The 20,059-nt window shown below is 45.6% G+C and carries 18 protein-coding genes; 3 read left to right on the plus strand and 15 right to left on the minus strand.

What is annotated here, in order from left to right; genetic code table 11:
* Positions 1 to 6: 6 nt before the first annotated feature.
* From L5M49_RS01595 to L5M49_RS01650, 12 genes are all read right to left on the minus strand, one after another.
* On the minus strand, positions 7 to 1,185 hold the full coding sequence (locus L5M49_RS01595; protein WP_105252605.1) for a porin: 1,179 nt from the start codon (positions 1,183 to 1,185) through the stop codon (positions 7 to 9).
* Between the two features lie 325 nt (positions 1,186 to 1,510).
* The gene (locus tag L5M49_RS01600) at positions 1,511 to 2,341 is read right to left on the minus strand and encodes an alpha/beta fold hydrolase (protein WP_173496658.1); all 831 of its coding nucleotides are present in this window, start codon (positions 2,339 to 2,341) and stop codon (positions 1,511 to 1,513) included.
* A 112-nt stretch (positions 2,342 to 2,453) separates the two neighbouring features.
* Positions 2,454 to 3,167: a M15 family metallopeptidase gene (locus L5M49_RS01605; RefSeq protein ID WP_263265322.1), complete on the minus strand. Its 714-nt coding sequence runs from the start codon at positions 3,165 to 3,167 to the stop codon at positions 2,454 to 2,456.
* Positions 3,161 to 4,300, minus strand: a complete 1,140-nt coding sequence (gene dapE, locus L5M49_RS01610; RefSeq protein WP_263206802.1) for a succinyl-diaminopimelate desuccinylase — start codon at positions 4,298 to 4,300, stop codon at positions 3,161 to 3,163. Before dapE ends, L5M49_RS01605 begins: the two co-directional genes overlap by 7 nt.
* Positions 4,300 to 4,644, minus strand: coding sequence for an ArsC family reductase (locus L5M49_RS01615; protein ID WP_263195777.1), 345 nt, complete (start codon positions 4,642 to 4,644; stop codon positions 4,300 to 4,302). Before L5M49_RS01615 ends, dapE begins: the two co-directional genes overlap by 1 nt.
* 279 nt (positions 4,645 to 4,923) lie before the next feature.
* On the minus strand, positions 4,924 to 6,012 hold the full coding sequence (locus tag L5M49_RS01620; RefSeq protein ID WP_263161039.1) for a porin: 1,089 nt from the start codon (positions 6,010 to 6,012) through the stop codon (positions 4,924 to 4,926).
* A gap of 62 nt (positions 6,013 to 6,074) precedes the next feature.
* Positions 6,075 to 7,943: a methyl-accepting chemotaxis protein gene (locus L5M49_RS01625; protein ID WP_263206771.1), complete on the minus strand. Its 1,869-nt coding sequence runs from the start codon at positions 7,941 to 7,943 to the stop codon at positions 6,075 to 6,077.
* Between the two features lie 446 nt (positions 7,944 to 8,389).
* Complete coding sequence (gene crr, locus L5M49_RS01630; protein ID WP_006081821.1) at positions 8,390 to 8,899, minus strand: PTS glucose transporter subunit IIA; 510 nt, start codon at positions 8,897 to 8,899, stop codon at positions 8,390 to 8,392.
* 71 nt (positions 8,900 to 8,970) lie between these two features.
* Positions 8,971 to 10,674 carry a phosphoenolpyruvate--protein phosphotransferase gene (gene ptsP / locus L5M49_RS01635; RefSeq protein WP_113939609.1) on the minus strand — a complete coding sequence of 568 codons (1,704 nt, stop codon included), beginning with the start codon at positions 10,672 to 10,674 and terminating at the stop codon, positions 8,971 to 8,973.
* Positions 10,675 to 10,852: 178 nt separating this feature from the next.
* The gene (locus L5M49_RS01640; RefSeq protein ID WP_028760055.1) at positions 10,853 to 11,110 is read right to left on the minus strand and encodes an HPr family phosphocarrier protein; all 258 of its coding nucleotides are present in this window, start codon (positions 11,108 to 11,110) and stop codon (positions 10,853 to 10,855) included.
* A 28-nt stretch (positions 11,111 to 11,138) separates the two neighbouring features.
* Positions 11,139 to 11,534: an ACT domain-containing protein gene (locus L5M49_RS01645; RefSeq protein ID WP_198573284.1), complete on the minus strand. Its 396-nt coding sequence runs from the start codon at positions 11,532 to 11,534 to the stop codon at positions 11,139 to 11,141.
* Positions 11,535 to 11,742: 208 nt separating this feature from the next.
* Positions 11,743 to 13,380, minus strand: coding sequence for a methyl-accepting chemotaxis protein (locus tag L5M49_RS01650; RefSeq protein WP_028760053.1), 1,638 nt, complete (start codon positions 13,378 to 13,380; stop codon positions 11,743 to 11,745).
* Between the two features lie 357 nt (positions 13,381 to 13,737).
* On the opposite strand from L5M49_RS01650, the gene L5M49_RS01655 reads away from it, so the two are divergent.
* Positions 13,738 to 14,466 (plus strand): DUF3334 family protein, encoded by a 729-nt coding sequence (locus tag L5M49_RS01655; protein WP_263191876.1) that lies wholly within the window; start codon positions 13,738 to 13,740, stop codon positions 14,464 to 14,466.
* A gap of 104 nt (positions 14,467 to 14,570) precedes the next feature.
* A complete protein-coding gene (locus tag L5M49_RS01660) occupies positions 14,571 to 15,617 on the plus strand; it encodes a LacI family DNA-binding transcriptional regulator (protein WP_113939612.1) in 1,047 nt (348 codons plus the stop codon).
* Positions 15,618 to 15,729: 112 nt separating this feature from the next.
* On the opposite strand, the gene L5M49_RS01665 is transcribed toward L5M49_RS01660, so the two are convergent.
* Positions 15,730 to 16,356, minus strand: coding sequence for a PolC-type DNA polymerase III (locus tag L5M49_RS01665; protein ID WP_173496662.1), 627 nt, complete (start codon positions 16,354 to 16,356; stop codon positions 15,730 to 15,732).
* Positions 16,357 to 16,575: 219 nt separating this feature from the next.
* Here L5M49_RS01665 and L5M49_RS01670 point away from each other — a divergent pair, with 219 nt between their 5' ends.
* Positions 16,576 to 17,733 (plus strand): cupin domain-containing protein, encoded by a 1,158-nt coding sequence (locus L5M49_RS01670; protein WP_263265323.1) that lies wholly within the window; start codon positions 16,576 to 16,578, stop codon positions 17,731 to 17,733.
* 474 nt (positions 17,734 to 18,207) lie between these two features.
* Here the strand turns inward: L5M49_RS01670 and umuC are convergent, their stop codons facing one another.
* Positions 18,208 to 19,482: a translesion error-prone DNA polymerase V subunit UmuC gene (gene umuC / locus L5M49_RS01675; RefSeq protein ID WP_263265324.1), complete on the minus strand. Its 1,275-nt coding sequence runs from the start codon at positions 19,480 to 19,482 to the stop codon at positions 18,208 to 18,210.
* Complete coding sequence (gene umuD, locus L5M49_RS01680) at positions 19,479 to 19,898, minus strand: translesion error-prone DNA polymerase V autoproteolytic subunit (protein ID WP_212601839.1); 420 nt, start codon at positions 19,896 to 19,898, stop codon at positions 19,479 to 19,481. Before umuD ends, umuC begins: the two co-directional genes overlap by 4 nt.
* Positions 19,899 to 20,059: the final 161 nt, after the last annotated feature.

A 20,059-nucleotide genomic window follows, 5' to 3' on the forward strand; every position in this document is an offset into this window, starting at 1 on the left:
AACTCCTTAAAAAACTAAGTCTATTGCCATACTCAGCAACTGTTCATCGGAGGACGGTTTGTCGTTACTGTAGTTGGTGTACTCTAGTTTCAGTGCGGCAGAAGGATGGAAATCCCAGCGGGTACCTATGATGTAGTAGGCGCTGTCTTCCTGTTGCGCTTCAAGCGCCGCTTGTGTACCAAAAACAAGCGGTGCGAGTGCAGCTTGGTTTGCCGGTGGCAGACCATTGTAAACAGGTAACATAGCGTCATAGGCATCGTATTGGGGCTCACCTTTATCAATACCGTAGGTTAAGTGGAAGGTGAAATCGTGATAGCGGATCCCGCCGGAAACAAAGGCTGAATCTTGAATATTAAAGCTACTGGGATCGACATCAATTCGCGTGTATTCGGCCAAAATAAACCATTTTTCAGCATCATATTTAACATTCGCGCCAATGAGTAACGCGCTGTCATTAATCGGTAAAAGATCATCAACTACTTGCTGAGTAAAGAGTCCGGTTTGAGAAATTGCATTACCTAAGCCAAGCAGTGCGGGTAATTCGTAGGAGAAATCGGTAACTATGCCAATATTTAAACCGTACTCAAACCCTGAGGTTACAAAGTTAAAGTTCATTATGTGGCCCTCGGCGGAGAAGGGCGCAGGAGGTGTTGATGAACCGGTAGGCGAGTAGTCAGAAACTGAAGTGGTAATGTATTTATAGGTCAAACCTACTTCGGTATCGCCCCATAAATCGGCATAAACTAAGCCTACACCTTCACCTGAATTAAATGGCAGTGAATAAACTCCGCGGGGCGGAGTGATCCAGTGATAGGCATAGCCTACATCAATATAATCGGAGTATTTATAGAGATTAAAACGTTGGCGACCTGCCATAAGCATAAGTTTGTCGCTGATGTCATAGGAGATATAAGCCCATTCGAATTCAGCGCTATAATCGTTACTGCCTCTGGATAGCACTTGTGCAGTCGCTCTTAAGCCACTACCAAGATCGGCGGTAAATTGTAAGGCAACTTTGGAATCATTATTAAAATCGAGTTCTTTATCGTAACCATAATAGCTTTTATCGTCACTTAGACTCGAGCCCGCGACAATAGAGGCAAATCCATTTATTTGAACATCGGCATAAAGAGACGGCATATAAAGTGTGCTGAATACGCAGAGGGCAACTGTACTTTTTCTCATGGCAGAATACCTTGTTGAGGGAATACAGTATAAAGGTAGTTGATAATTAGTAGATTTCACCTTTGTGCAACATTTTTTAAGCCGCTTGGAACAAAAACAAGGTCTTTACTTGTTAATAGAGGTTTCACAGGTGAGTTTAATGAAATGAGGCGTGCTCAATAACAGACTTTAATAAAGTAAAGCCTAATGTATTTATCCATAAAATAGGAATTAAGTATGGGTGAGCAATATTGATATAAGCACATTTTGGTAACATGTGCTAAGTAGAAATACTCATCTTCAAGATGCGAGTTTTCGCACCTTGAAGCGTAGATTTAGCGATTAATTAATAATGTTTAGCCAGAAAATCGGCTAAATGTTGGTTAATAAATTCCGCTTGTTCGAGAGTTGATATGTGTCCTGCCGCAGGAATATGCACAAGTTGGCTGCCGTCAATGGCATCACTCATCAGGTAACTTTCCAATACGCTGCGGGCCTTATCTTCCACGCCAGCCATGATGAGGCAGGGTAGTGTCAATTGCTCGGCGTATTCCATGGTATCGCGACGACCAAAAATCATTCGTCCAAGTTTAACTATCGTGAGGATTTGCTCCGCTGTGATACTGGCAAGTGACTGTTCAAAGTCCGTAACCAGTTCGGGAGTGCTATTCGCGGCATCATTGGCGAAGAATAAAGGTGAAATTGCACTGATCAGCGGCGCAGGGATCGCCTTAGCGGCGGTAATCATATCCAGCATGCCATCATATTTCGCACGGGTGACTTCGGGTTCGAAGCCGATAAAACTGTTGAGCATAACGAGGGTTTTAACTCTTGTTGGTGCTTTCAGTACCAATTCTGCGCCCCACATAGCACCGACAGATTGTCCGACAACACTAAAGTGAGTTATCTCAAGAGCATCCATTAGCTCAAGCATTTGATCGGCAATATCGAGTAGCGTTTTGCAGTTATTGGGCAGTAAATCTGACTGACCATGGCCCCAAAGTTCAGGCACTATGCAGCGATACTGGGCGCTTAAGGTGGCAATTTGAGGCGCCCACATAGCGCTATCCCATAAATAACTGTGCCCAAACAACAATACAGGGCCTGAGCCGACATCAAGGTAACTTAATTTTCGATCGGCAATAACAAGCTGCTGGCGGTGTGAAGAAAAATCCATAAAACCTACTTTATCAAATATATCATTGTGTTAAACCGCATTTTGGCGCCAATTTTGACGATATAGCGCTATGCTTAACCTGTGTTGACTGATCTTGGCGAGTATTTCGTGATTAGGGCTGAGCGATACGCAGCACGTATTCATCTATTAGATTGTCTAATCGGGCGAGTACTGCATCTTTTAGCAACATATCACTGTTTTCTAACAGGATTGCCAGTTCGGCACGATCGAATTGTGGCAACAATAACTGTGCTACAGGGAAATAGCTGATGTGCCAAGGCTCAGGACTTACCGCACTTTGTCCCTGCTGAAACGGGAAGTAAAAGCCAAAATGATGGGCATTTTCTACCAGCCAAGCATGCAATTTAGCGCAGGGACCACCCTGAACATATTCAGCTTCAACAAGGCGCAGGGCTTTAACATCAATTTGAGCCGCATCGAACACATCGAGATCGGTACCCCAATGGTGGCGTGAAGCGCCAGGCAACGCCGACCAGAGCAAAATCAAGTCAACTATGGCATCGTCACTTAAGCCCTGAATATTGACCGGTAACTCATTGGCATCCAATACCGCGCGTTTACCGCTAGCCTTGGCATTCCAAATTGCCAGTTGCCGTTCAAAGGGACGATGTGCCGAGCAAATCGCGAGTTTTATGCCCGCATCTTCAGCTTTTGCCGCCATAGACTTAAAGGCGATAGCTGTGTTCTCCTCTAACCCAAAGCTATGATAACCAAGGTGATACGGGCTTAAATAATCCACTAATTCAGGGGAGCTTAAGCCGTAAAGTTTTGCGGTTTCGGGACGGATCTTCAGATGTGCTAACACAGTAATTGTTCCAAAATGACTTCATAACACAGGGCTAACTGCTCAAGGTCGTCCACTTTAACGCATTCATTCACTTTATGAATGGTGGCGTTGACAGGGCCAAGCTCTAACACTTTGGCGCCCGTTGGTGCGATAAAGCGACCGTCTGATGTGCCGCCCGTGGTTTGCGGATCGGTTTCATAACCTGTGACTTGGCGGATCGCGATACGGGTTGCATCTAATAACGGGCCATCACCGGTTAAAAATGGTAGTCCATTGAAAATCCAGCTGATATCGTAGTCTAGCTCATAGGCTTTCAATAGAGTTTCAACTCGCTCAATCAAGATTTCGGCGGTCACTTCGGTGGAGTAACGGAAGTTAAACATCACTTCCAGTGCACCAGGGATCACATTTGATGCACCTGTGCCGCCATTAATATTGGCGATTTGGAAGCTGGTGGGCGGAAAGAACTCATTGCCATTATCCCAGTGCATTTGACTTAGCTCGGCTAAGAAAGGCGCGGCTTTGTGGATTGGATTATCGGCAAGGTGTGGATAGGCCACGTGGCCTTGAATGCCTTTCACGGTTAAGTTGCCGGTTAAACTGCCGCGGCGACCATTTTTGACCACATCGCCCAGCTTTAGGGTTGATGAGGGTTCGCCGACTAATGCCCAAGTGATCTTCTCGTTGCGCGCTTCTAAGGTATCAATGACTCGCGTCGTACCGTTAATAAATGGGCCTTCTTCATCGCTGGTGATCAAAAAGGCGATAGAGCCATGATGATCGGGATGTTTAGCCACAAACCGCTCGGTGGCAATGACCATAGCCGCCAATGAACCTTTCATGTCCGCCGCGCCGCGGCCATATAAGTAGCCATCAATGATGGTGGGCACAAACGGCGGCGTGTGCCAACGGCTCACATCACCCGTTGGCACAACATCTGTGTGGCCGGCAAAACAAAAAACCGGACCTTCATTGCCACGGCGAGCCCACATATTGGTGGTGTCTTCAAATACCATAGATTCGATATTAAAGCCGATGGCGCTGAGTCTTTCAGCCATTAAGGTTTGACAGCCTTCATCAAGCGGCGTCACCGAAGGGCGGGCGATCAGCGCTTTTGTCAGTTCTGTAACGGGATAATCGTCGGCTGGCATCATAGTGAAAATACTCTTTTATAGGCGGCTTCATCAAAGCCAATCAGCACTTGTTCACCGACGACCAAGACGGGGCGTTTGATCAGTGTCGGTTGCGCCAGCATAAGTTGAATGGCTTTGGCTTGATCGATATTGGTTTTATCTGCGTCACTGAGGGCACGAAAGCTTGTGCTGCGCTTATTGAATACGGTTTCCCAGCCTGAGGTTTTACACCAGAATTCGAGGTCTTCTTGACGTAGGCCGTCATCTCTAAAATCATGGAAATGAACTGGAAGTTGATGATTTTCAATCCATTTACGTGCTTTACGCACTGTATCGCAATTCTTAATACCGTAGAGGGTCAAAATGATGCTCCAGTGTGGATGGACGCTTGGCTTGCAAGCATTGATTTTGCTGGCATTGTGGCATTGTGCGTCGCATGTCACAAGTGGGATGTGTTACTGAGGTAGCGTGAGCATAAAATGTCAGTGTGCTTGAAGCGTATTGGGATTATCGGGTGATGTCTGTCACTTTATGTAACCAAACGCCCTCAGGGCGTTTAGTCATATCTTGCTGCTTACTGATGCCGTATAGCACGCTTCATTGAGTGCGCTGCGGGCTTAACGGTAATGGGATGGCGTTGACTAAAGTTGCCAATTTAAATCAAAATCATAGCGAATGCCTAAGGCTATGATAGTGTTGTTTTCACGTTGATCATTATTTTGTTGTAAATATTCTAAATGCATGCGGACATTTGTTGCGGCTTGCCACTCTAAGGTGAGATTGTAGCCATCATAATTTTGGCTGCTGGTATCTTCTATCCCATCTTCAAACCTGAAGTATCCTAGTTTCAGCTTATAAGCTTTCGCAACTGGAATCGCGATGGCGCTATCAAATGTATTACCGGTTCTATTGACTGCGGTTTCAAATTCGTAGTCTTTATGCTGATAACCAACGGCGGCATATATGCCATTGCTAAATTCATAGGAAATGACGCCCCCGGCCAGTTGTTCTTCTCCAGTCATAATATCGTTCACATAGGTATCCTGTTGTAAGTAGGCGATACCTACGTGAAATCCACTCTGGTTAAATCCTGCGCCGACATTAATTACATCGGCACCACTGCCACCTGAGTTACCATCAAAAATGGCTGAAGCCATTAAGGTGATTGGCTTAATGTTAAGCTCATAGATCAAGGCATTATCAACAAAAAATGGACTCTCTTGGTTATAACCAAAGGGGCTATTCGCATTGTTAAAGATATCGACATATTCAGCGACTAAAGTGTACTGCACCGGCCTTTGGCGCCCAAAAGTCAACTTGCCATAGGGAGAATCGATCCCCGCAAAGGCGAGTCTCGCCTCGCCGAATCGGCCATTGTCATCGAGACGGATTTTCCATTCACCTTGGGCAATGGCACGCCAACCAGAGGCGAACTCGGTTTCAGCTTTAACCCCTAAGCGGGAGAGTGCATCGCCGATATCCCACACATCCTCACCTTTGTCTTGGTATTCTAAGGTCGGACGTAGTGAACCGTAGAGGATAAAACGACTGTCTTGTAGGGAGGATTGCAATGAGGGACTGGCAGGCTCCGCTTTGGCTTGTTGCTCCAGTTCTTTAACTCTTTGCTCGAGTTGTTGCAGTCGTTCCGACTCTTCTGTGGTTGTTTGGGCATTAGCCTGTAGTGGGATCTGAAGCATGCTAACTATGACGAACAACGTTATTTTGCTCATGATGAGGTCCTGTTGTTAGTAGATGTCATGGTGAGCCATGGATAAAATCATGGCTCACTGGCTTAGACTATGAATTTATTAAGGATTGCATCTTGTTCTTTGATGTATTGAGTTTGCGTATGCATGGCTGTATTTGCATGAACTGCAGTGTCAGAAACTTGGACTGATAAATCTTTGATCCTGATAGTATTATTGTTAATTTCTTCAGCTACTAAACTCTGTTCTTCCGCTGCAGAGGCAATTTGTAGGTTCATATCACTTATCTGTAATATTGCTTCACGAATTTTGTTTAATGCGGTATTAGCACCTTGGGCGCGTGTAACCGCATCTTCTGCATTATCTTTACTTTGGTTCATTACCTCTGCAACAGCCCTTGCTCCTGCTTGAAGTTGCTCTATCATGTTACGGATTTGAGTTGTAGATTGTTGAGTCCTTTGGGCGAGGGTTCTGACTTCATCTGCTACCACAGCAAAACCACGACCAGAATCACCGGCTCTTGCTGCCTCAATAGCGGCATTTAAGGCTAATAAATTTGTTTGATCTGCAATGTCATTGATCACTTTCAATATTGTGGCAATGTTGTCAGTTGCAGATTCTAATGTTTTGACTTCAGTGACGGCCATATCGATTTTGGATGACAGGGCATTAATGGCATCAGTTGTATCGCTGACGATTTTAGAACCTACACTTGTCGCTTCATCTGCTTCTTTCGCAGCAGAAGCCGCTCCTTGGGCATTACGGGCTACGTCAGTTGAAGTGGTTGCCATTTCGTGCATGGCAGTTGCAAGTTGTTCTAGTTCATGCAGTTGCGAGTTCATGGCATCAGTAGATTGCTGTAATTCTAGCGATGTCATTTCTGAACTTTTATGGATGAGCTGGCCAATGGATTTAGATTGAATGATCAACTGTTGTAGATTTGCCGTGAAGGTATTGAATCCCAAGGCTAACGCTGAAAACTCAGTGTCTGTTTTAGTATTTAAGCGTTGAGTCAAATCACCTTCGCCAGAAGCAACATCTTGAATTGCATCGTTTAATGTTTGTAATGGGCGCATTAAGGTTGTGATCAATAGTAGTAGGGTTGTGATACTGATGATTAAGGCGATAACGGAATAGAGAATAGAGCTATTGCGTAAGTCCGTCACTGCAGCATAGGCAATCTCCTCATCCAAGATAACACCAACATACCAGTCCTCTCCCGCAACGCGTGAGAAATCCAAGGTGAAGCTTTTTCCCTCTATGGTTACTTTTTGTGGCGTTTCCATCACTTTGACATTAGGTAAATAATCGGCCATAAGAGTGCCATTTCGTTTTTCCTCTGGGTGGGCTATGGTCGTTCCATCCCCAGAAACAATAAACACATGGCCAGCGTTGAAGAGTTTGACCTCATTGACGAGTTTGGCTAACCCGACCAAGCTAACATCATAGAAAATGGCACCGATGAATGTACCGTGATCTTTCACGGGCGTCGCAATTGAGACGAGAATTTCACCGGAGGCTGAGTCCGCATAGGGAGCCGTGATGATTAATTTATCGGCTTGTTTTGCATCGAGATACCAAGGCCTTACTCTTGGGTTCCATCCCGCACCCGGATCCCAGCTAGGATTATTATTGATATTCGTGCCATCTTTTTCATAACCTAAACCGACGAGAATAAATGCATTTTTAACTATGGGGCGAGTGATGACTGCACTGATGTGTGCGGGCGTGAGATCTTGTTCCAGTAGGCTGGTCGTATAAGCTGCCAATTGTTTACGGGCTTCAATTTCCGATGAAACCGTATTTCTAACCCCATCGACGATTTCGGTGACACTGGCTTCCACCTGTGCCTGCATTTCATTCTGAATCGAGTAGTATTGTTTGGTCGTTAGAAGCGTTACTGTCACTAACAGTAACGCAGAGGATGCGGCGACAATCTTATGACTGAACTTCATTGTTATTCCTCTGTAATATTAAAAGCACCTTTAGATGTATAGTCATGATTTCGTTCGAGAGCCAGCGGGTACATTGATCTTTTTGCTTTTTGTGACCAATGTGAGCCGATACTCTGACGCTCGAACAGCACTCGCTATACAGGATAGGAAGTTTTGTTGGCCTGGTTGTCTTAGTCTACTCGGCCTGCAAATAGCCACATTGCTAACGTGCTTTCGATAGTCATTCAATCCTACATCTGGGTGGTTGATATTTGGTTTATTCTGTTTTAAATCAGTTTGAAACATTATGTCGGTTTTGTGATGAAAATATTTCAGCTATCAGACAGGCCTCTTCGCGAGGAAAGTGGAGATAAATAAAAGGCTGGCGCCTTTGGGGGAGCCAGCCTTTTTATATCAATCAAGGGTATTTTCAAACTGCTAATTCAAACACTTAAAGTAAAGCTTGATTAGAGCTGTACCGTAAAGATCACGTCTTTGCCTGCAGTGACGCTGCCTTGGGCTTTGTCGAGGTATTTGACATCTTCCATGTTCGCCAAAACGACAGGAGTGAGTAGGCTGTCGACTTGATCTTTTAGATAATCAATATCGAATGACAGAATCGGATCGCCGACTTTCACTTCTTGACCTTCCTGGGCTAAACGTTTAAACCCTTTACCTCTCAGCTCGACTGTACCTACACCAAAGTGAACAAATAGCTCTAAACCTTGGGGAGACTCAATACTGAATGCATGATTTGTCTCAAAAATTTTACCTATGGTGCCGTCGATAGGCGCCAGAATTAATTCGCCTTTGGGAGCGATAGCGATGCCATCACCGACAATCTTTTCAGCAAAAACCACGTCGGGGACTTTTTCAATGGCGACGATATCCCCGGAAACGGGGGCATATACCATGATACCGCCAGCTAACTGAGTCTGGCCCGATACCAAGCGCCTTATTCGGCTTAAAAATCCCATAATCTAGAGCCTCTTTTGCTTGTTTTTGTCATTGTTTTTGTTCTGTAACGCAGCATAACGAATAAATGTCTCTATTTATAGCTTGTTATACACTGTTGTAAGCTTGCAATTCTATCTTGTTGTAATGCCGTGTGCGCTAATGCTGAAAATTGTGTGATGCTGCCTTGGCAAATGGCCGCTTTCACTTCTAAGAGTGAGCTTAAGTTAACACTGAGTTCGTCCAACCCCATGCCGATTAACAGCGGCGCAATTTGCGGTGAACTGGCGAGTTCACCGCACAGAGAAACTTTAACATTAGCGGCCTTAGCTTGGGTTATTGTCATGTTAATTAAGGCTAAAATGGCAGGCGAAAGGGACGGATAGTCACGGGTAAGCTGCGGGTTTGTCCTATCGGCTGCCATTGCATATTGGGTTAAATCGTTGGTGCCAATGCTGACAAAATCAAGTCTTGGCAGCATAGCGTTGAGGTTGAATACCGCAGCAGGGGTTTCGACAACGATACCGTAGCTAAGTTCGCCATAGCCTTTCTCTTCTTCTTCCAAGGCATCTTGGCACTGGGCAATAAGTGCAAACACCTCGTCCAATTCTTCGACTTGATTGACCATAGGGAACATCAAACGGATCGGGCCATGGTTAGCGGCACGCAAAATTGCCCTCAATTGGGTTTTAAATAATTCTGGGTGCGCCAAGGTGTAGCGAATGCCGCGAAGACCCAAGGCAGGATTATCTTCAATTTCTTGGCATAAACAGGGGAGTTCTTTGTCTGCACCTATATCTAAGGTGCGGATGGTAAAGGTTTTACCGCCTAGGGCGTGCAATGCATCGCAATATAAGCTGTATTGGGCTTTTTCATCGGGCAGGGTGGCGACGTTCATCAACATAAATTCGGTGCGAAACAAACCTATTCCATCGGCGCCGACATCGCTGACATGAGTGATGTCGTTGAGATTACCCACGTTTGCCATGAGTCCCACGGTATGACCGTCTTGGGTTTGCGCTGGGACATCCTTGTAAGTTTGAAGTGCCGCGCGCCTTGCTTGTTCATGGTGAAAGGTGACTGTGAGCCTTGCCTGTTGGTCTGGATTGGGATTGACACAAAGTTCACCCGCGAGTGCATCGAGCACTAAGGGCGTACCGTTGGGAATAGAGTCTGCGTCGAACTGACAACTTAAGATGGCTGGAATGCCGGCTGCTCTGGCTAAAATGGCCGTATGGCTCGTTAAACCGCCCGTTTTCAGTACAATACCGCAGAGGTTTTCCCGCGGCAGTAAGGCAAATTCGGCGGGGGTCAAATCCTGCGCTAATAAGATAGTGGGTCTATCGAGTTTTTCGAGCCCTTGAGCTAAATGGCCGTTTATCGCCGCGACGACTCTTTGGCCTAAACAGCGCACATCTTGGGCTCTATTGGCTAAATAGGGATCATCTAAGGATTGTAACTCATTGGCCTGATGGGCAAAAATACGTTCAACCGCCACACTTGCCGACAATTGTAAGGTGCGAATAGCATCGTTCACTTGCTCGATTAATTCATCGTCTTCTAATAACAATAAGTCGGCTTCGATCAACTGATAATTTTCGGAGTCGCTGTCGAGTGCAGCTTGGCTGTGGGTCAGTTGTGCCTGTAGTTCTTGCAAGGCTTTGGCAAATTTACCCTGTTGTTGAGGGATTTTAGACAGGGGAATAGGGCGATAATCGAGGTGATGTTCGGTGTGGAGCAGGTGAAGTGCCTGTCCAAAGGCAATTCCCGATGACACTATAATCCCCGTTATTGACATATCCCTTCCTAAATTAACCACTGAACTGAGTGTCCGTTAGCGATAGCGAGTCTAGTTGAGTGACGCTAAGCTTGTAAAGCGTTTGTATGTAAAGCATTAGCATGTCAAGACGGTCGAGACGAGTTTTTTGCGTGTCGGTTAAACCTGCAGATAAACGCATTTTAGCGTAAGAAAAGGCCTAGCTTAGGGTAATGAGCAGCTCAGAGACTTTCTCAACCGCGGCCTGAGCCTGTTCACCTTCGGCAAACACTCTTACCGTGACGCCAGAATATAAGCCTAAGGTTTGTAGCTTAAACAGACTCTTAGCACTGGCTTGCTTACCATTACACTCGACCATGACATCACAGTCAAAGGTTTTGGCTTCTTTAACCAGTAAGGCTGCTGGACGGGTGTGAATGCCATGTTTGGCGGTAATGGTGACTGTTTTTTCGTACATAGTAGATGAACTCATATTTAAAGGGGTATTACATTTCGTCTTTCGATTCTATGATGTGATAGCCCTGTTTTTTCAAGGCGGCGATGGCACTTTTGAGGCGATTATTTTTTACTAAAATGTAATCGGTATCAAAGGTCGAAATCGCAAAAATACTGATTTGTTCGTCCGCTAAGGTGCCAGACACTTTAGATAAAATGCCTGTCATCGAAAATCCCAGTGGCCCGAGTACTTCAAAGCAACACCAGCCCGGTTCTTGCTCTAGGCTGTCGAGTTCCATTTCACTGGAAACGACTAAAGATAAACCTTCTTGGGTCTTACCAATGAAATACATGTCCTGTGCAAAAACCTCACTGGGCAATACGGCATTCGGGCTAAAGCTATGAATTGTGTACTGTTCAGGGTGAACGGCTAAGGTCATTCGCATGGCAGTGTCTCGGTTGGATTTTTAAGGCTAAAGCATACCGCATATCAAACGTTAGCGTGACAGAGAATTTGTGGTTAATGGGATTTTTTCGTTGAAATTCATTGTTGGTGAGATAGCGGTTCACAAGCGTTACCAGACGGTTTACCCAAAGAAAAGGGCGCCCTATGGCGCCCCAATCGACAAGTCATGCCGTTCTCATACACTTTAGTTAGATTTTAAACTGGCCTAAGGTGCGGGACATGTCTTGGCTAATGTCTTGCAGTGACTGAGCTGCATGGCTATTACTTTCGTTAGCTTTTACTGAGACTTCGGTTAATTCCGAAATATTACAAATATTTCGATTAATTTCTTCGGTCACCAGTGATTGCTCTTCAGTGGCGCTGGCTAATTGTGTGTTCATGTCACTGATATGGGCAATCAATTGCAGAATCGCCGCCATGGCTTTACCCGCTTCGTGGGCTTGAGCCTGCAGCTCATCGGATTGCAGTTGAGTTTGATTGTTGCTCTTCATCACTGAGCCTACACCGGATTGGATCTCGCTAATGATTTTTTGGATCTCATTGGTCGAGTCTTGGGTGCGAGTAGCAAGGGCGCGGACTTCATCGGCAACCACGGCAAAACCACGGCCGTGGGTCCCTGCTCGAGCAGCTTCAATGGCGGCATTGAGGGCGAGCAAGTTGGTCTGCTCGGCAATGCTGCGGATCACATCGAGAATGCTACCGATTTGCTGTGAGGCGACGCCCAGCTTTTGGGTGATGACTTCAGAAGCTTTTAATTCTGCCACCAGTTTTTCTGTATTGCTGACTGTGTTGTCGATCACTACTTGGCTTTGCTGCGCTTGTTCTTTTACGCTGTTCGCCGCATCGGCCGCTTGCTGGGTGTTGCTCGCCATTTCATGGGTGGTCGACAGCATTTGATTGACGGCTGTGGCGACGCTGCCTGTTTCTCTGTGGATATGTTCAGCACTCTGATTGGACTCTTCAACTGCAATCAAAAGCTGTTTTGCATCTTTATCTAATGCTTGGCCTAAAGGTTGTAAATGGCCGACCATGTCGCCAATTTTTTGGGCGAACATGTTGAAGGCGCGGGCGAGATGGGCAATCTCATCTTTACCTTGAGCATTAATGCGCTGACTTAAGTCGCCTTCGCCTTGGGCAATATCTTCAAGGGCATCAATAGCATCATTTAATGGTGAGGTGATGGAATGGTTAAGCACAAGGAAGAAGGCAAAAATCGGCACTGAAATCAAAAACATGATAATCAGATAGTCGATAATGACTGACTTTAAGCTCGCTTTGACATCGCTAAGATAGGCGCCTGTGATGACTGTCCAGCCCCATTGCGGGTAGTAACGGGCTTCAGCAAGCTTGTCTTCTATCGCACGGGTCATAGGATCGGCGATCGGGTATTCGAGGGTGGTTTTCGATTTAGCACGCGCTAATGGCAGCATAGTGGCTAAGGGATTTGTGCCATTAGGTAACTTGAAGGTTAATGCTGAGGTGCCAATAAGATTTGCGCTATCCCCGTGGGCGAGGATTTGATTATTATCATCAATAACAATGAAGTAGCCTGAACCTGAATAGCGAGTTTGATTGATTAAATCCGCGGCGATTTGTTTAGCTTCTGCTTCGCTAAACTTACCTTTGAGCGCATCCTGACGGTGCACATCTATCACGCTTAACATGCTGGCGAGCTGACCGTCTATCTGCAACCATTTCTGCTCAATTAAATTACTGTACTGCTCTTTAATTGAAAAACTGGCAAAACACACAGTCCCTATCGCGGCCATAAGGAGCATCATCATTAAGCGTTGCAAAATGGTAAACCGGCGCAAAAACGTGATCATTTGGATTCCTTAAGGGCTTATTATTGTGCATCAATATACCTGCGAATCAATCTCAATTGAATCGTCTGTGACATAAATTAAGTAAAAGCCGTTATAAAATATGAGTTTCTTTGATCTAAAGCAGGGAATAGTGATAGGGAACTTTAATCTGTTGCATTATGGGGCATGTTCTTATTAAGTTAGGTCGTTTTATAAGTCGCTTTATGTTGAAGGTTTTATCTGATCTATTAAATATCAATAAGTTAGCATTATGTTAATTTTGCCATCTTGCTATATTAGGCTAATCAATTGTTTTAATTTTGATTTTTTACGCTTTTACGCGCAAGATTAATTCATTATTCAGTTTGAGAATCGATTATGACCACAAATACTATCGTAACGTCGGATGATATTTTACTGAAGTTATGCCACTCAGTCGCCCACGTCCTTTCTAGCACCAGTGCCAGCAATGTTACCCATGCGGGTATGGTACAAAGTATTGCGCGCACGCGTCTTAAACCTGATCTCGGTTGTTTCTCGATTTTTGATGGTGGTTTTTCAGGGCTAGTGGTGATCAACTTTTCCGCCTCTGCAGCGATTGAAATCTACCGTCGCTACATGCTGAACATGGGCATGCCTGAGTCTGAGCTCGCATTTTCACATACGTCAGATGAAGTGAGTAATGTGATGGGCGAACTGATGAACCAAATTCTAGGGGATTTTATTAATAAAATTTCTAAAGAATTGCAAACGTCAATCAGCCAAAGCCAGCCAAAAATGTTGACGATTAATAAAGAGCTAACCATATCAATCGACGCTAACTTAGACGATGCGGTTGCCCGTAGAGTGTCGTTTAGGACAGAGAATAACCATATTTTCTACCTCGAGTTTGCCATGGACAAAACCGAATTCATTCGCTTAGATGAATTTGTCTACGATGAAGAATTCGATCCCGATAGTCTGTTAGAGCAGCACAGTTCGATTGGGGGAAATAACGACACAAATTCGAATGTTTCGCCTTGGGTTAAGATGGCCGATAAACCCGCCATTGCGACTCGTGCCATTGATAATGAAGCCGATGATTTGCTCGATCAGCTCGGCATTTAAGCAGAGTCTCTAATGTAAGACGGATGTTAACGCATTCGTCTATACAAGTGGGTGGAACTGTTTTAGTATCGACGCAAAATAATAACTAAGGTTAAATCCTCTTTATGGCATCGAAAGCGACCTCGATTGATATTGCTTATCGTGCTGGCGTATCCCAGTCAACGGTTTCCCGTGCCCTTAGAAACAGCCCGTTAGTCAATTTAGAAACTCGCCAACGTATTCAAACCATTGCCAAAGAGCTGAATTATAAGGTCGATAAAAATGCCAGCAATCTTCGCACCCAAAATAGCCATACCTTAGCGCTGTTATTGTGTGAAGACCCCACCAACGATGACTCGTTAATCAATCCTTTTTTCCTGTCTATGCTAGGTTCCATTACCCGAGCAACGGCGCAGCAAGGTTATGATTTATTGGTTTCTTTTCAGCAATTGTCCAGCGACTGGCACGCCGATTATGAAGACAGTAATAAAGCTGACGGCATTATTCTGCTTGGTTACGGGGACTATATGGACTACGAGCAAAAGTTGGAGCGATTGCTCGCGCAGAATACTCATTTTGTGATCTGGGGCGCTGAGCATAACAATAAGTCAGTACTTTCCATTGGTTGTGATAATCATCAAGGCGGCTTGATTGCCACAGAGCACTTGATTTCCCTTGGTCGTAAAGCTTTTGCTTTTTTAGGCGATGCCTCGAGCCACAGCCCCGAGTTTAGAGACAGATATTTAGGCCATGTGAAGGCGCTGCAAATGGCGAATATTGCTGTCGATCGCACTAAGCAAGTGTCGGCAATTAGCACTGAAAGTGCTGGTTACGATGCGGCTATGGCATTGATGGCCAAAGGCGCACAGTTTGATGCTATTTTTGCTGCTAGCGATCTGATTGCCATTGGTGCTATTCGTGCGCTGAAAGAGAAGGGCATTTCAGTTCCAGAGCAAGTGGCCGTCGTGGGATATGATGATATTCCGGTGGCGAGTTTTGCCAATCCGCCATTAACGACCATTAAGCAGAACACCCAATTAGCCGGTGAAATCTTAGTCGACAGTGTACTCAAACTTATCCGCGGACAAGAGGTGAGTGCGCAGCTTATTCCGACGACCTTAGTGGTTCGCAGTTCCTGCGGCATTGATAGCGCGCCGCTTAAGCCGTTATAGATGGGTCATTATTGCTAGGAGTGTTTTTTGCTGGCAAGTCGTTGAGCACTTAATTTGCTTATTGAAAAATCGCCGATAATCCTTGGATTTATCGGATTTTTGCTTTTTGGGATCACTTAACCGCATATTGACGTAAAAACTTCGGCACATCTGCTTTGGTTTTCTTGGCGATTTTTTGCAGTAACTCGAAGGTGGGAGCATTGAGACCGAACTCTTGCTGAAGGTCTGCCAGCATTGCCAGCCACAAATGGCCAGTCATCTCAGCATCGGCTAAGGCGCGGTGAAAGGTGCCATCGCTTGGTAACTGTTTATAGCGCACTAAAGTACCTAACTGATGATTCGGCGCCGCTTGATACAAACGTCTCGCCACCAGCAAGGAACAGCCAAATTGTCCAAGATAACGATGGCGAATTTGAGCAAATTCCGCGTCTAAAAAGCGCTGATCAAATGCCGCATTGTGGGCGACTAAGTTATGATCGGCGATAAAGTCGGCAAAACGCGCCATCACTTCATTACAGGGCGCTGCATCCCTGAGCATTTGATTGCTGATCCCTGTGTAGTCCTCAATAAAACGACTTATTCTAAATCCTGGGTTCATCAACTCTGAAAATCTTTGGGTGATCACGCCGTTTTCAATCAGCACAGCTCCGATTTCAATCGCGCGGTCCCCTTGATTAGGCGATAGCCCTGTGGTTTCAAAGTCGAGCACGACCAAAGTGTTAGCAGCAGATGTAGGCATAGATCTTACGTGGACTCTATAAATGATGTGTCAGCATTGCCGTCTTTGACAGTACAACGCTTTTAGATAAGCCGATTGTAATTCAATACGTTAGTAAATTCACTATCACATTGACGCTGATAAAAGACTTAATGCTTTGTTGATCCGGTCGAGCTTTCTTGGTTTCGCTTCCTGTTAGCATTTACCTCTATGAATAACAGTTTGGTTTGTGAGCGACCCATGCAACTCGATATTAATGGCTTAACGCCCGCGCAATTTTTAGCAGAATATTGGCAGAAAAAACCTTTGGTTATCCGCCAAGGATTCAAACATTTTCAAGATTTAATCTCGCCCGAAGAGTTAGCCGGCTTAGCCATGGATGAGCTGGTGGAATCTCGGCGAGTGTACCAACAGGCGGGGCAATGGCAGGCTGAATTTGGCCCTTTTGATTCCTATGATCATCTCGGTGAACGGGATTGGACTTTGATCGTGCAAGCCTTGAACAACTGGGTGCCCGATGCAGAAGCCCTGATCCAATGTTTTGATTTTATTCCGCGCTGGCGTTTAGATGATGTGATGGTGAGTTTTGCCACTCCTGGCGGTGGCGTGGGGCCGCATATCGATCTGTATGATGTGTTTATTTGCCAAGGTTCGGGACGCCGCCGCTGGCGCGTAGGCGATCTGGGGCCGCACAAAGAGTTTGCCGCCCATCCCGCTTTGCTGCACACAGAAGCCTTTGAACCGATTATCGATACTGAGTTGTTGCCCGGCGACATCCTTTATATTCCCCCTGGATTCCCCCATGACGGCATAACCTTAGAACAGTCTTTAAGTTTTTCAGTTGGTTATCGTACAGCTTCCGCCAAAGATATGGTAAGTGCTTTGGCCGATCATCTGTCTGAGCAAGATTTAGGCACACAGCAGATTGAAGATCCAGACCGCGAGCAGACAACGCGCAGTGGTTGTGTTGATAATCGTGATTTAGCGCGGTTACGCACGCAACTGACTAATATGTTAACCGATGAACTGGTGAGCGAGTTTTCGGGCCGCTATTTAACTCAATCTAAATGCGCCCTCGATTTACCCGATGAGCCGTTGGACATCACGCAAGACGAAGTGCTCGCTTGGCTCGATGAGCAACCGCTTATTCGCCTCGGCGGACTGCGTTGTTTGTATTTTGATATCAATGTGGGACAAGGCGTTGTGTATATTAATGGTGATAAGTATCTGCTTTCAGCCGAATTGGCCGAGGTGATCCCACTACTATGTGATAGCAATCAGTTAGATAAAACCGCCTTAGCCCCCTGGTTAGCCGATGCCGTTTTGCTTACGCAGCTGACTGAGTGGGTGAACCTCGGTTACTGGTACTTTGAAGACCTGAGTGATGAAGAGTGTTAAGGCTGAGATAATAGGTAATGCATGATGGATGTTGATACCATTTTAGCGCTAACGCCGATGGATTTTAGTGTTAAGTCGGTTTTGCAATCGTTGGATTATAGTGTTGGATGCATTCTAGTGTTAGTTGAGATTTAAAATAGAATAATGTTGAAAGCCGCATCTATGTTTAGGGCAAGCTCATGCTTGCCCTTGCTTATCTTTTTAAGATCGCGAAGACTTGCAAGTCTGCTTTATTGCTTTAGTCATATCTCTACTGCGTTCATTGCCTTATCATTTTTAATGTTAAACATTGGTTTTTAAAATTATTTTACCAAGCGAGATGAGTTTTGCTGGCACAGTCTTAGTGAGATGGGTTTAGGCCGATAAGCCTATTCTGATTAATGTCGTCAGGAGTGGAGTGAGCTTAACTGAATAACCAATGCCTAGAGTATTAATGTGATTCGCAGATGGTCATTTAGCCACTGGATTTGCTGATTATGTCACTATGGGCAGTTGTGCCCATTGGGTGGTGTAGCGCGGGGAGAGCTGTTCACGTTTTATCCCCCAAGTTGGGTCAATACCTTGTCCTGCAAACCAAATTTTTCCGCGGCCGCTGTGGTTCACTTTATCGAGTAACTGCATCAGCTCCTTGCTTTTAGGCCTAGGCGTGACGTCATCGAATAGTCCGAGCTGAAACACGCCTGCACCAAAAAAATCCCCTAACATGACACCGGCTTTTACATAAGCATGACCTTCACGCCAAATGCGTTGCAATAGGCTTTGGCCAAGGGTGACAAAATCCCGCGTATCATTGCTGGGCCGAACTAAACTGCCCGACAGCGATTTGCTGTACTGGGGAGTCATATCGCTAAAAGGACTAGTACGCACAAATACCGACATCGCTTTAGCGTATTGGCGCTCAGAGCGCAGTTTTTCACAGGCCCTAAAAGTGTATTCATTGATTGCCTGTTGCATCGCTTCCAAGTTATCAATACGACTACCAAAGGAGCGGGAGCTGATAATTTGTTGCTTAGTGGCGGCGACCTCTTGTATGTCATCACAGGCAATGCCGTTAAGTTCACGTACTGTGCGCTCAACGGTGACCGAAAAGGTATCGCGGATAAGTTTGGGATGCGCATCCGCCAATTGCAGCGCGGTATTTATGCCCATGATGTTCAAGCGTTTCGTAAGCCTACGGCCTATTCCCCAGACTTCTTCGACAGGGATAAGCGCCATGAGTCGTCGTTGGCGTTCACGGTCGCGTAAATCAACCACGCCACGGGTTGCTGGATAACGCTTAGCAGCATAGTTTGCCAGTTTGGCGAGGGTCTTTGTCGGCCCAATGCCAACGCAAACACTGATCCCTGTCCATTGCGGTATTCGCTGATAAATATCTAATGCAAGCTGATGAATATCGGTGCATTTATCGATGCGTGATAGATCTAAAAACGCTTCATCAATACTATACACTTCTACTTTTGGCACCATTTGCTCTAAGGTGGTCATCACTCTGTTTGACATGTCGGCATAGAGTGCATAGTTGGAGGAGAATACCGCAACCTGATGCTGGCGGAGTTGGTTTGCTATTTGATATACAGGCACCGCCATCTTGATGCCAAGTTGTTTTGCCTCTACGGAGCGGGCGACGACGCAGCCATCGTTATTGGATAACACCACAATCGGCTTACCAACCAAATCCGGCCTAAACATCCGCTCACAGGAGGCATAAAAATTATTGCAATCGACGAGGGCGAATAGTGAGGGCGTCATTTGAGCTTTTTCACCACGTTGGTCACTACCCCAAAGATGTTTAACTCAGACTCATCATTGATAGCGATCGGGGAGAATAAGGCATTACGTGGTAGCAATTGCACCACAGGGCGTAGCTGTAATTGCTTTACGGTAAACTCACCGTTCACCGCTGCGACAACGGTATCACCGTGGGCTGGCTGTAGTGAGCGATCCACCACCAAAATATCACCGGAGAAAATCCCCGCTTCGATCATCGAATCCCCTTGGACTTTGACAAAAAACGTGGCGGCAGGATGTTTGATGCATAACTCATTGAGATCTAATGTTTGTTCTACATAGTCTTGGGCCGGTGACGGAAATCCTGCGGCAATCAAGGAGCTAAATAACGAGAGCTGATATTGGGTATGTTTGGCGAAGCGGCCTAGAAGCATCATAATAAATCACAATATACTGTACATATAAACAGTATAGTCTAACTATGAAGCTTATCGAAAGAATTTATGTGGGGAGAGTTATGTTATCGACCCAAGTGCTGTCGAGTGCTGAGCAATTGATGATGGCTGCTCTAAAGCACCCTTGACGGCTTGAATATCGC

It is taken from the genome of Shewanella sp. SM74 (genome assembly GCF_025653725.1).
Classification (GTDB): Bacteria; Pseudomonadota; Gammaproteobacteria; order Enterobacterales; family Shewanellaceae; genus Shewanella; species Shewanella oncorhynchi.

What these genes read in the sequence shown, in the direction of transcription:
- L5M49_RS01595 (WP_105252605.1), bottom strand. Translation starts at nt 1,185, where the DNA reads ATGAGAAAAAGTACAGTTGCCCTCTGCGTATTCAGCACACTTTATATG.
- L5M49_RS01600 (WP_173496658.1), bottom strand. Translation starts at nt 2,341, where the DNA reads ATGGATTTTTCTTCACACCGCCAGCAGCTTGTTATTGCCGATCGAAAA.
- dapE (WP_263206802.1), bottom strand. Translation starts at nt 4,300, where the DNA reads ATGCCAGCCGACGATTATCCCGTTACAGAACTGACAAAAGCGCTGATC.
- L5M49_RS01620 (WP_263161039.1), bottom strand. Translation starts at nt 6,012, where the DNA reads ATGAGCAAAATAACGTTGTTCGTCATAGTTAGCATGCTTCAGATCCCA.
- L5M49_RS01625 (WP_263206771.1), bottom strand. Translation starts at nt 7,943, where the DNA reads ATGAAGTTCAGTCATAAGATTGTCGCCGCATCCTCTGCGTTACTGTTA.
- crr (WP_006081821.1), bottom strand. Translation starts at nt 8,899, where the DNA reads ATGGGATTTTTAAGCCGAATAAGGCGCTTGGTATCGGGCCAGACTCAG.
- ptsP (WP_113939609.1), bottom strand. Translation starts at nt 10,674, where the DNA reads ATGTCAATAACGGGGATTATAGTGTCATCGGGAATTGCCTTTGGACAG.
- L5M49_RS01640 (WP_028760055.1), bottom strand. Translation starts at nt 11,110, where the DNA reads ATGTACGAAAAAACAGTCACCATTACCGCCAAACATGGCATTCACACC.
- L5M49_RS01645 (WP_198573284.1), bottom strand. Translation starts at nt 11,534, where the DNA reads ATGCGAATGACCTTAGCCGTTCACCCTGAACAGTACACAATTCATAGC.
- L5M49_RS01650 (WP_028760053.1), bottom strand. Translation starts at nt 13,380, where the DNA reads ATGATCACGTTTTTGCGCCGGTTTACCATTTTGCAACGCTTAATGATG.
- L5M49_RS01655 (WP_263191876.1), top strand. Translation starts at nt 13,738, where the DNA reads ATGACCACAAATACTATCGTAACGTCGGATGATATTTTACTGAAGTTA.
- L5M49_RS01660 (WP_113939612.1), top strand. Translation starts at nt 14,571, where the DNA reads ATGGCATCGAAAGCGACCTCGATTGATATTGCTTATCGTGCTGGCGTA.
- L5M49_RS01665 (WP_173496662.1), bottom strand. Translation starts at nt 16,356, where the DNA reads ATGCCTACATCTGCTGCTAACACTTTGGTCGTGCTCGACTTTGAAACC.
- L5M49_RS01670 (WP_263265323.1), top strand. Translation starts at nt 16,576, where the DNA reads ATGCAACTCGATATTAATGGCTTAACGCCCGCGCAATTTTTAGCAGAA.
- umuC (WP_263265324.1), bottom strand. Translation starts at nt 19,482, where the DNA reads ATGACGCCCTCACTATTCGCCCTCGTCGATTGCAATAATTTTTATGCC.
- umuD (WP_212601839.1), bottom strand. Translation starts at nt 19,898, where the DNA reads ATGATGCTTCTAGGCCGCTTCGCCAAACATACCCAATATCAGCTCTCG.